This is a genomic window from Streptomyces sp. 2131.1 (assembly GCF_900105515.1).
GTDB lineage: Bacteria > Actinomycetota > Actinomycetes > Streptomycetales > Streptomycetaceae > Streptomyces > Streptomyces drozdowiczii.
On record NZ_FNSY01000003.1, the window covers coordinates 100,468 to 110,134 of the forward strand.

Below are 9,667 nucleotides of genomic sequence, written 5' to 3' on the forward strand. Positions count from 1 at the left end.
TCAGTCTGCCGCGTCGGCAGAGTGGCGGGAACCGGCGGCGGACGCTACAACGTTGCCGTCCACCCCCCGCGGGACAACGTGGTCGTTCCGTCAGGGCTGATGGTGACCTGGGCGCCGTATACAGGAAGTTCCCCGTGCTGCACCCACCACCACCGAATCTCGTCCAGCTCGTCGTACAGGCGGCGCGGGCCGGACTGGTGCACGGCCGCGCTCTGCTCGCCGGGCCAGGTGGTCGCTCGCGCCCAGGACCCGTCCTTGTGCAGCATCCACGTCATGCGGCTGCCGTCGTCGCCGGTGCCGGTGCGGTGCTCAATGCCGGGCACCTTGAGGGACAGCATCGACCACACCTCCCATGCCTGCATGACGTCGAGCACGGGGAAGGGCGAAGTGGTGACCTTCTCGCCCTCCTGGTCAACGGCCTGGGCGAACACCTCGTTCAGGCCGGGCGGGTAGTCGTCACCGGATCGGGTGGTCATGAACGAGCCGCGGTCCCACTCGACTCGTCCCTGGGCGCCGCCGTCTTCGGTTTTGTCTGCGGTCACGATCAGGCCGGTGCCCGCGATCGTGGTCACCAGGCGCCCGCCGGGTGCGAGCGCTGCCAGCCACGAGGCGGGGATGCGCGGCATCGAGACCATCGACACGATCCGGTCGAAGGTTCCGGGCAGTTCTTCGGCTCCGGCGTCCGCAGTGACGACCGTCGGGGTGCAGCCGATCCGGGCGAGCCGTTCAGTGGCAGCCGCGGTGAGGTACGGGTCGATGTCCAGCGTGGTCACCAGGTCGTCGCCGAGGCGCCGGCAGGCCAGGGCGGCGCTGTATCCGGAGCCGGTGGCGAGGTCGAGCAGCCGCACACCGGGGGTGAGCCGCCCGTGCTGGAGCATCGTGAGGACGAGTCCGGGGAGGGTGGATGACGATGTGGGGTTCCCGGTGACGATTTGGCCCGGTTCGATGTGGTCGGCGTGGACGGGTCCGACCCGGGTCACCAGCGTGGTGTTGGAGTAGGCGGCTGTTGCCCACGCTGCGGTGTCGGCCGGGCCGTCGACTGCGGTCCATCCCTGCGGGCTGGCGGTGAGCCACCGCTGGACGAATTGGTGCCGGGGCGTCTCGTGCAGGGGCGTCCACCAGGGCGAGCCGGGGTGGGCGATCTGCGCCGCGAGCGCGGCGGCGTGCGGCCTCCACTGCATCAGTGATCTCCTGTCAGGTCGTCGACGATGGCTTCAACGATCGGCAGGCCGGTGTGGGCCTGGATCCAGTCCCATTGGCCGCACGGATTAATTTCCAGGAACGTCCACTCCCCGTCGGGGCCGACCACGAAGTCGGCCGCGCCGTACCGGAGCTGAAGGCGCTCCATCAGCCGGAGCATCCCGGCGAAAACATCCTCGGGCACTGTGGTGGTCTCGTAGGTGAGCGCGCCGTAGTCGCTGCGCCAGTCCTTGTGTGCGGCGTCGCTGCCGGCGTGGATGGCGGCGGCGAGCGCGTGGCCGCCGACCATGGTCAGCCGCACCTCGTACGCCTTATCCACCCACGCCTGGAGCAGGTGGGCCGTGGCCTCAATGCCGCGGAGGTCTTCGAGGTCTCCAGCTTTCAGGACCTGGGTGTAGACGGACTTGAGCTCGTTGTTCTCGATGATGACGGGCGAGGCGATCGGCTTGCACACGATTGGTCCGTCGGTCTCCTGCGCGAAGGCCCTGACCTCGTCCGGTCGGTTGGTGATGAGCGTGGCAGGGATACGGAGCCCGCAGGCGCGTGCGACAGCCAGTTGCACGGGCTTGTACTCGGCGCGCGCCATGGCCGTCGGGTGGTTCACCCATCGGCAGTCCAGCGCGGACAGGACGCCTCCGAGGCCGCCCCGGGCCTGATACGCGGCGAATCTCTCCTCCGGGCCGGACATCCCCTCAGGGAACCGGAACGCCCCGGGGGCGCGGTAGTACACCGCGCCGACCCGGGACATCTCCACTATCCGGTGCTCGGTGATGAGCTCGCCCGTCCAGGCACGCTCCTGGTCGATCCGTCCGGCCAGGGCCAGACGCTGCGGGAAGTCGGCGGTGTCCATGCGGAACACCTCGACGCCGCGGCGGTCCAGCTCCGCGACGACCTTGTCGGTGGGCAGGTCATCGGAGGCTGCGATGATCAGGACGGGCGCGGCCATCAGTCCTTGGGCCCCTCGTCCAGCGGCGGCGGATTGGTGGTGCTGCCGTCCGGGACCGTCGGCGAGTGCGTGCCCGCCATGACGGTCAGCATGCCCCCGTCGGAGGCCATGCTGACCTGGAGGGCGGGGTCGTAGGAGTGCGCCGGGATGACGGTCGCGTTGGTGGAGTCGGGGACGCGGGCGAAGCGCAGGCCCCAGGGCCGGGTCTCCGGCGCCGACGGCGGCTCAGCGCTGACCGGGGTACGGCCCCCGGCCGGCGCGAGGGGGAATGCCTCGCGAAGCAACGTGCTGGCCATTCTTTTCTCCTTCTCAGTGAACTGGATGGGGTGGTGCACCCCGGCGCGGGGCACGAGTTGGTGACGTCCCTGCGTCGGGAGACTGTGGGAGCCCTGACTAGGGCGACGGCTCCGGTGAGCGGCGGCCCGACACGTAGCTGTCGGTACCGTGCACGGCGACTAGGAGCCCTTCCGCGACCAGAGGAGCGAGCGCGCTACGCACGGAGTCGCGGCTGGCCTTGAACTCGTCGGCCAACGCACCCACGGAGAGCCGTACCGGCTTGATCCCCCCGTAAACGATGCGCGACCGCACGGCCCTCTCAATGGGGGAAGGTGTCGGGGGCTGCGCTCGCATGGGCTTCTTGCCCAGGACGACAACTCCGCCCGGGCCGATACGCACGCGACGCTCGTACGCCAGGGACTCCATCGCGCTGGACACGACGCCCTGGGAGACGCCGTAGCGCTGGCGCAGCTTCATGTAGGACGGGAGCCGGGTGCCCGGCGGGTACTGGTCCGTGTCCGCGAGCATGCCGGCGAGGTCGTCATAGACCGCGCGCCCGAGGGTGCCCTTCGCGGGAGGCCCGGGGGCCTTGCGCCGGGTCATGTCGCTTCTGCCGTGCTGGCGGCCGGCTTGATTGCGACGCCCGCGTACGCGCCCGAGGCCCAGTCGCGCAGGTCGCCCATCTGGGGGGACCACCGCGCGGTGGGCACGAGGCCCGGCTCCAGCAGCGGCCACCCACCGAAGAGATCCTTCACCGCGGCCCAGGGGCGCGGAATGTAGGTGAGGTCCGCTGCTTGGCGCAGCAGGGGCGTGAGCTTGGACGGTGTGACCGGTGCGAGGTCAGTGGCGTGCGTGATCGACAGGGCGCTCCCGGCGGGCGCCCAGTCCCGCAGGACGCTCAGAGCGTCGACGGCCTCCGCGTCGTTCAGGCAGGGCAGCACGTCGTGCAGGAGGATCGCGACGGGCCGGGACAGGTCCAGCACGCTGCTCACCTGATCTGAGGTGAGCAGCACTTCCATGTGGCGCAGGTCGCCCTGGACGGTCGTCTCCTCGTCCGAGAATTCCGCACCGTATCTGGTGCCGATGACGACAGGGTCGATGTCGACAGAGACGACCCGGCAGGCGGGCAGGACCCTGCGCGCGTACGACTGCAACGTCTCGACGCACGGGACCGTCCAGTCATAGCCGCATCCGAGGTCGAGGAACTGGTCGATGCCGCGCCGGGCCAGATGGCTCGTCACCCGGCCGTTGTGGTGCGCCTGGACCGTCGCCGCCATCCGCAAGCGTGAAAGGTCGAATTCGGACAGTCGACTCATGACCTTCGCGTCCGACGGGAATTCGGGCCTGCCCCGCAACAGTGACCTGCCCAGCCGTGCACTGGTGGTGGTTTCGTGCCAGTCGAGGCGCGGGCGGGGAACCGGAGTCGCCGGCACCCAGGGCACCGTGTAGAACGTGCCCTCGTCGGGTCCTGCCGTACGCAGGTCGGTGCTTTCCCTCATGGTCAGGTCCCCAATCGTGTGGTCGTGAACGCGGGCGAGACGACAGCGGCCAGGGCCTGGGCCTCGTCCGCGGTCAGCTCGCCGAAGATCACCCGGTCCGGCTTGAAGCAGCTGTCGCACCCGGCTTTCGCCTCGATCAGCACGTCAAGGACCTGGTCGAGCAACTGCATGAGATCGCGGGCGAGTTGATCGAGGCCCGGGAGGGTGGAGATGTCGATGTGGGCGGGCTTGTCGGGGGCGCCGCGGAGCAGCTTCCACAGGGACAGCGCTTCGTCGGCGTGAAGGGCGAGGGGCTGGATCACTTCGTCCTCGACGGCCGCCTGTGCCTTGAAACCGGCCTCGTTGAGGGCCCGGGTCAGGTGGAGTGCGGCGCGCTCCAGGTCGGTCATCCCGGATTCGATCAGGGCCGTAAGCCGGCGTACGTCGCTCGTTGCCGGAAGGGTGAGATTCAGTCCGAGGCGCGGGCCGGGCTCACGCCGGCACTCCCCCGTCATGATGCCGTTCTCGGCGAGAGTGCGCTTCACGTCGCCGAGCGCCCACGCCCACCCGGCCGGCAGCTCGTCATCGGGTGTGGCCACGTAATGGATGCGCACATGGGCACCGCCGCCGCTGTGCTGCTCGACATAGTGCACGCAGGTCGGGCGAATTACTTCAAGTACCAGACCCAGGTCGCGCGCGGCCGCTGCTGCGGTGGCAGCGAAGCCAGTTTCGTTGGTCAGGTGAGGAAATGCATGCCCATCCATCAGGCGCTCACCCGGTCCGCGAAGGCGACGCCGGCGTACGGGCAAGCCGTGCCGGAGGGGGTGAGCGTGGTGGTGAAAACGGCTTCGACGAAGACCCGGGACAGTTCCCGGACGGCGTGCCGCGCCACAACGTATTGGGTGTCGGGGGAGTCGTAGAGGACCAGGGCGTCATCCTGAGCCGGTCCCGGCTGACCAGGGCGCGGGTACAAGGTGCCGCGAACACCGATCTGTTCGGCCTCCCGGACCCGCAGCCGGGCATGCCCGCCCCGCAGCCACGGGCAGCCCTTCGTTGCCTTGTCCGCGCACGGCTCGCACGAGGGCGGGATGTTGGTCTGCACGCCCTCCCACGTCGTGCCCTCGGCCGGTGGTCCGGCCAGCAGCGGCATCAGCCACAGCATCCCGTCGGCGTTCCGGCTCGCAGGGCCGCCGCACGTCGCGCAGAGCAGGTACCGCATCGCCTCGGGCTGACGGCCCGGGTGCAGCAGCGCGTAGATACGGGGTCCGGTCTGCTGACCGCCGCATGCCTCCCACAGCACGCTGTCGTCATCCCTGTGTCGCTGATCCACGCGGGGATCGACGTAGAAAACGCCCCCCGGGGTGATCATCAGCGGTTCGGGCAAGGTGATCTCGCCCGCCCACGGGATGATGTACGGCGCTCTGGTGATGGTCACGGTGCTGTCCCTGATGGTCGGTGACGGTCACGGCACTGAAGGTGAGGATCGGGGCCGGCCGCATACCCCCCCACGGATCGCGGCCGGGGCGCGCAAGCGCGCCGCTCCCGGGTGTCTTCTGACCCGGGCACACTCGCTATGCGGCCCAGCCAGAAGGCAGGATTCCCGGACGCCCCCGGGTCTGATGGCACGCCCTCTCAGGGGCATGCGGGTCGGTCAGCTGGCCATGGCGCTGGAGTCCTTCTGCTCACGCTGGACGGACCGGTAGGCGACCGTGAGGGCGTCGTTAACGGTGCCGAGATGCCGCTCGCCGTGAACAGCCTCCGACTCCCGGACAGACCCGAAGCGCTGCCAGTAGTCACGCACGCACTTGGTACGCATCAGAAGGTCGGCGTAGAAACGCATCTGGGGGGTCGAATCGACGCCCAGCCGGTGCCGGAGCGAGTGCGTGCCCAGCGCCAGATTGGCGCTCATCAGCGTCACGTACTTCGTAGCGCTCATGTCGTCCGGCTTCCACGCTTCGGCCAGCTCGGGGTTGGCCATGATCCGGTCCATCGCCCGCTCCTGGCGGTCAGCCGTCGCGACGTCGAGGAGCTGCCGGTGGTGCCGATCGCGCTGGACGAGACAGGCACCGGCCAGTGCGGTGAGGGCGAGCAGAGCAACGCGTTCGAACTTCATGTGGCGCCTTTCGGAACAGTGGTCGAATTCGGAGGCTGTAGGGACAGTGGCGGTTGCTGGAGCCAGGCCAACGGCAGGAAGGCGACGAACGCGAGCCGTTCAGCAAGTCGGCGCAGCAGGTGTTCGTAGGCGAAGCTGCTGGCCGGCATGGCCGCTCGGGTGGTCGTGAGAATCCCGTGCACGAAGCCGCGGCTGATGGCCTGGCAGGCCGCGTCCAGCTCCGGCCGCTCCACATTGCCGGGCGGCCTGATGCTGGCGGCGGGGTACTCGATGAAAGGGACGCGGTAAACGCCCCAGTCCCGCGTCCAGGCGAACCGCACGAGGGCAGCATGAGTGGCCTCCACGTCGACCCCCGGCTCGGCCAGGACGTACGTGGCGACGCTGACGGTCCGGCTCGCCGGGATGGCGGCCAGGGCACTTGTGAGGTAGCTCCGGCGAAGGTTCGCGAGGCGTGCCTCGTCGGTCTGCCGCATCCGCGGTTGGCCGTAGTCCGGCCAACCGTCCGCGATCTCATCGGGTGGTACAGCTTCCAGCACGGAATTCTCCAGTACGGGCCCCTGGTACCGGGGCCGAGGCGGCAGCCCGGCACCAGGGGGTCAGCCCGTGCTCGCCGACATCCGGGGAGACGGGTGGGGTCGGCGAGCACGGAGTCAGTGGGTCGAGCCGATTCGGGCCGCGAGGTCGCGGTGGGGGGCCGGCTCGGGCCGGGCCTGTATCAGCGCCTGGCGCAGCGGATCGGCAGGGACCAGCCGGTCACTGCGCGGCGGGCGCAGCCAGAACGGGCCCGGCGGGGCGCTGCGGTTCAGCGGGGGCACGGTGAGGGTGTGCGGAGCGCCGAGGCACACCGCGTACGAGTGCCACGCCCAACGATGGCTCGTGCCCGGAGGGACCAGCCAGTACAACCATCCGGCGGGGTCCTGGATGACCGGCCCGCACCCACCCTGCTGCACGTCCATCCGCTCCAGCGCTTCGGCGGCCCCGTTGGCGCCGGTGATGACGACGTCGAACAGTCCGCCGCCCAACTGCAAGCGCGTCTGCCGCTGCGCCTGGACGCTGAGCAGGGCTCGTAGGCGGGCGGCGAGATCCGCCATGTCAGCGGCTGGCTGGCGATCCGGTCCGGCAGCCGCGTCCAGGCGCCCGGTGATCTCGGCGGCCGTCGGCATCTCGGCGACTGCCGGCGGAAGGGTGAGGATGGTCATGGTGCCACCAGGCCCGGGCGCAGGGTGGTGCGTACGCGGTTCTCGGCCGGGAGGGCCGATTGCGCCTCGCGTAAGACCGTGGGGGGGAGCGGCATCATGGAGGGTCCTTCAAGCAAGGGAAGGCGGCACCAGGTGGTGGTGCCGTCCGGGCTGACGCCCCACTCGGCGGCCAGGGACTCGACGAGGAAGAGGCCGCGGCCGCCTTCGTCGTCGGGCTGCGCGTGGCGGAGTTGGGGGCGGGCGGGGGAGCCGTCGTCGACTTCGATCACCAGTCGGTCATCCCGGAAAAAGATCCGGACGCCGATCTCGCAGCCCTTGCCGTGGCGGAGGGCGTTCGTCGCGAGTTCCGTCAGCATGAGCTCCGCCGTGTCGACCAGGTCGGGCCGGCCGTAGTAGGTCAGGCTCGCCCGGACGATACGCCGGAGGCGCTTCGGCCAGGCGGCGTCCGAGGCGGAGAGCCCGCCGGCATCAGGGTCGGGGTGCCGCTCGATGGAGAGTTCGAGGGCCGTCCGGAAGCCTTCCTGCTGCGCGAACGCACGGGATGTCATGCCGAAACCTCCGGACGGCCTGGTGAGGGGACACACACGGCTGGAGGCATAGCGAAGTCGGAACGCCGACCGCTGTTAGTCACGCTGCGCCGTGGCTCAACTACTGTGTTGCATGGCACAGTTGATATGCAACGCCGCATGCAATTTTCACGACGAATGGCATATGCAGTGCACTGGACTCTTGGCTGTGCAAGGCGAACTTGGGGTGGCACACTTCCAACTCGAGCAGGGTCAAGGGGCACTTGGGGAGGCTCGAACCGGACTCCGGGAAGCACGGACCGGGCTCGGGTATGAGCTGACCCAACTCGATCGGCGCGTGCCTCGGCACGACAGAGGGGATGACGAGTGGCCGCACCGAAGGGGCCGACGAGCAGGCGGGTGCACCTGGGCAAGGTGCTCACGAGGATGAGGGAGGACCTTGGGAAGCGGCGCGAAGATGTCGCCGTGGCCTTGGGTTTCTCCCCCGAGAAGCTGTGGCGCGTAGAGAAGGGCAGGACCAGCCTGCCGAACCCGGGCGACCTGAAAAAGCTCCTTGCCCACTACGAGGTCGAGGATTCCGAGGTCGTGGAGAGCCTCCTCGTCATCCACCGGGACTCCCTGCGAGAGGGCTGGTGGGTGCCGTACTCCGCGCACCTGCCGAAGGGCATGCGCGAGTACGTGGGCATGGAGGCTGACGCCCTGTCGATCGCGGCGTGGCAGCCGTCTCTCGTCTTTGGCCTCCTGCAGACGGAGCGGTACGCACGCGAGCTGCTGCTGTCCGCGAAGTCCATCGACGAGACGACCACTGAGTTCATGGACGCGAACGTCCAAGTCCGCATGGCGCGCAAATCGCTCATCACCAAGGAAGACCCGCGGGAATTGTGGGTCATCATGGGCGAGGAGGTTCTTCGCAGCACGATCGGCAGCCCCGAGGTGATGGCTGAGCAGTTCGAGGAGATCAAGCGTCTCGCCGCCCTGGACACCGTGACCGTGCAGATACTGCCGGCGGCGTCCACCGGATACCGCGCCAGCCAGAACTTCGCACTGCTGGACATGGGCGAACCGCTGGGCAAGATCGTCCAGGCTGACCAGCCCGGCGGGCAGGCCAGCATCACCGACAAGAGGCCCGACGTCGGCAAGTACACCCGCAGGTTCGAAGGCCTGCGGGCCGCGGCGCTCGCACCCAACGAGACGCCAACCTTTATTGACGAGGTCCACCGGGACCTGAAACGAAAGTTGACAAAGTGAACCGTATTCGCAAGTCCACCGACCTGGCGCCGGAAAAGGCCTGGTTCAAGTCGTCCTACAGCAGCGGCGCGGAAGGCAACTGCGTTGAGGCCGCCGACCTGGAGGCAGTTGCCAACGTCGCCGCCGTCGGCGTGCGTGACTCGAAGGACAAGACGGGCCCCGCGCTCCACTTCCCGAAGACGTCGTGGTCCACGTTCGTGACCCGCGTCCGTGAGGGTGTTCTCGACCCGCGCGCCTGATCAGGAGCGCAACGCATAGGCATGGCGGTCCCCCTCAGACACGTTGGGGGGGACCGCCATCGTCCTTACCACCCGGCACCGGCATGAACGGCGCGAGACGGAGCCCAGTGTAGGTCTGGCATGCGAAATTTGTTCGGCTGTCACCCATGTCTGCGAGTCCGTTCGCAGATCCTGCACACGCGGGCCACCCAGACGAGGAAAACGGCGATGAACCTGTTGAAGCTGCTGCTCGAGGCGATCATCTCCAACCGCGAGCCCGACGCCCTCCCCCGCTCGAAGGTCTACCGCTGGCACTGCAAAACATGCGGCGACAGGTATAGCGGCTCCAACCGTCAGCATGTCGGGCACGTCGCTATCTCGCACCGGCGGCGAAAGGGCGGCAAGTGCCGGACGCCGAAGGTGTACGCCTCCGAGGTGTGACAGCGCCGGAAGGCGGTGGTG

The 9,667-nt window shown here is 68.9% G+C and carries 14 protein-coding genes; 3 read left to right on the plus strand and 11 right to left on the minus strand.

The genetic code is table 11. From position 1 onward, the window contains the following. Positions 1-44: 44 nt before the first annotated feature. The 11 genes from BLW14_RS33645 to BLW14_RS33695 all read right to left on the minus strand — a co-directional run bounded on the left by BLW14_RS33645 (position 45) and on the right by BLW14_RS33695 (position 7,760). The gene (locus BLW14_RS33645) at positions 45-1,181 is read right to left on the minus strand and encodes a methyltransferase domain-containing protein (RefSeq protein WP_093711154.1); all 1,137 of its coding nucleotides are present in this window, start codon (positions 1,179-1,181) and stop codon (positions 45-47) included. Continuing rightward, positions 1,181-2,146, minus strand: coding sequence for an ATP-grasp ribosomal peptide maturase (gene tgmB / locus BLW14_RS33650; RefSeq protein ID WP_093711155.1), 966 nt, complete (start codon positions 2,144-2,146; stop codon positions 1,181-1,183). The genes BLW14_RS33645 and tgmB overlap by 1 nt, the downstream gene beginning before the upstream one ends. Beyond that, positions 2,146-2,442, minus strand: a complete 297-nt coding sequence (gene tgmA, locus BLW14_RS33655) for a putative ATP-grasp-modified RiPP (protein ID WP_093711156.1) — start codon at positions 2,440-2,442, stop codon at positions 2,146-2,148. The genes tgmB and tgmA overlap by 1 nt, the downstream gene beginning before the upstream one ends. Before the next feature lie 97 nt (positions 2,443-2,539). Then, complete coding sequence (locus tag BLW14_RS33660) at positions 2,540-3,025, minus strand: GntR family transcriptional regulator (RefSeq protein ID WP_093711157.1); 486 nt, start codon at positions 3,023-3,025, stop codon at positions 2,540-2,542. Next, positions 3,022-3,921, minus strand: coding sequence for an SAM-dependent methyltransferase (locus BLW14_RS33665; protein WP_093711158.1), 900 nt, complete (start codon positions 3,919-3,921; stop codon positions 3,022-3,024). Before BLW14_RS33665 ends, BLW14_RS33660 begins: the two co-directional genes overlap by 4 nt. Before the next feature lie 2 nt (positions 3,922-3,923). Next, positions 3,924-4,664: a hypothetical protein gene (locus BLW14_RS33670; RefSeq protein WP_143052050.1), complete on the minus strand. Its 741-nt coding sequence runs from the start codon at positions 4,662-4,664 to the stop codon at positions 3,924-3,926. Further along, a complete protein-coding gene (locus tag BLW14_RS33675) occupies positions 4,664-5,335 on the minus strand; it encodes a hypothetical protein (RefSeq protein ID WP_093711160.1) in 672 nt (223 codons plus the stop codon). The genes BLW14_RS33670 and BLW14_RS33675 overlap by 1 nt, the downstream gene beginning before the upstream one ends. A gap of 216 nt (positions 5,336-5,551) precedes the next feature. Next, positions 5,552-6,013 (minus strand): DUF6082 family protein, encoded by a 462-nt coding sequence (locus BLW14_RS33680; RefSeq protein ID WP_093711161.1) that lies wholly within the window; start codon positions 6,011-6,013, stop codon positions 5,552-5,554. Then, entirely contained in the window at positions 6,010-6,549 is a 540-nt protein-coding gene (locus tag BLW14_RS33685) for a hypothetical protein (protein WP_093711162.1), read from the minus strand. The genes BLW14_RS33680 and BLW14_RS33685 overlap by 4 nt, the downstream gene beginning before the upstream one ends. A gap of 114 nt (positions 6,550-6,663) precedes the next feature. Further along, a complete protein-coding gene (locus BLW14_RS33690) occupies positions 6,664-7,212 on the minus strand; it encodes a hypothetical protein (RefSeq protein ID WP_256333069.1) in 549 nt (182 codons plus the stop codon). Next, the gene (locus tag BLW14_RS33695) at positions 7,209-7,760 is read right to left on the minus strand and encodes an ATP-binding protein (protein ID WP_093711163.1); all 552 of its coding nucleotides are present in this window, start codon (positions 7,758-7,760) and stop codon (positions 7,209-7,211) included. The genes BLW14_RS33690 and BLW14_RS33695 overlap by 4 nt, the downstream gene beginning before the upstream one ends. 393 nt (positions 7,761-8,153) lie before the next feature. On the opposite strand from BLW14_RS33695, the gene BLW14_RS33700 reads away from it, so the two are divergent. From BLW14_RS33700 to BLW14_RS33710, 3 genes are all read left to right on the plus strand, one after another. Beyond that, positions 8,154-8,987: a helix-turn-helix domain-containing protein gene (locus BLW14_RS33700; RefSeq protein WP_256333070.1), complete on the plus strand. Its 834-nt coding sequence runs from the start codon at positions 8,154-8,156 to the stop codon at positions 8,985-8,987. Further along, entirely contained in the window at positions 8,984-9,226 is a 243-nt protein-coding gene (locus BLW14_RS33705) for a DUF397 domain-containing protein (protein ID WP_093711165.1), read from the plus strand. Before BLW14_RS33700 ends, BLW14_RS33705 begins: the two co-directional genes overlap by 4 nt. A 207-nt stretch (positions 9,227-9,433) precedes the next feature. Then, entirely contained in the window at positions 9,434-9,646 is a 213-nt protein-coding gene (locus BLW14_RS33710; protein ID WP_093711166.1) for a hypothetical protein, read from the plus strand. The last annotated feature ends 21 nt before the right edge of the window (positions 9,647-9,667 follow it).

Excerpts from the sequence above, each read along its gene's own strand:
- BLW14_RS33645 (WP_093711154.1), bottom strand. The coding sequence starts at position 1,181 with ATGCAGTGGAGGCCGCACGCCGCCGCGCTCGCGGCGCAGATCGCCCAC.
- tgmB (WP_093711155.1), bottom strand. The coding sequence starts at position 2,146 with ATGGCCGCGCCCGTCCTGATCATCGCAGCCTCCGATGACCTGCCCACC.
- tgmA (WP_093711156.1), bottom strand. The coding sequence starts at position 2,442 with ATGGCCAGCACGTTGCTTCGCGAGGCATTCCCCCTCGCGCCGGCCGGG.
- BLW14_RS33660 (WP_093711157.1), bottom strand. The coding sequence starts at position 3,025 with ATGACCCGGCGCAAGGCCCCCGGGCCTCCCGCGAAGGGCACCCTCGGG.
- BLW14_RS33665 (WP_093711158.1), bottom strand. The coding sequence starts at position 3,921 with ATGAGGGAAAGCACCGACCTGCGTACGGCAGGACCCGACGAGGGCACG.
- BLW14_RS33670 (WP_143052050.1), bottom strand. The coding sequence starts at position 4,664 with ATGGATGGGCATGCATTTCCTCACCTGACCAACGAAACTGGCTTCGCT.
- BLW14_RS33680 (WP_093711161.1), bottom strand. The coding sequence starts at position 6,013 with ATGAAGTTCGAACGCGTTGCTCTGCTCGCCCTCACCGCACTGGCCGGT.
- BLW14_RS33690 (WP_256333069.1), bottom strand. The coding sequence starts at position 7,212 with ATGACCATCCTCACCCTTCCGCCGGCAGTCGCCGAGATGCCGACGGCC.
- BLW14_RS33695 (WP_093711163.1), bottom strand. The coding sequence starts at position 7,760 with ATGACATCCCGTGCGTTCGCGCAGCAGGAAGGCTTCCGGACGGCCCTC.
- BLW14_RS33710 (WP_093711166.1), top strand. The coding sequence starts at position 9,434 with ATGAACCTGTTGAAGCTGCTGCTCGAGGCGATCATCTCCAACCGCGAG.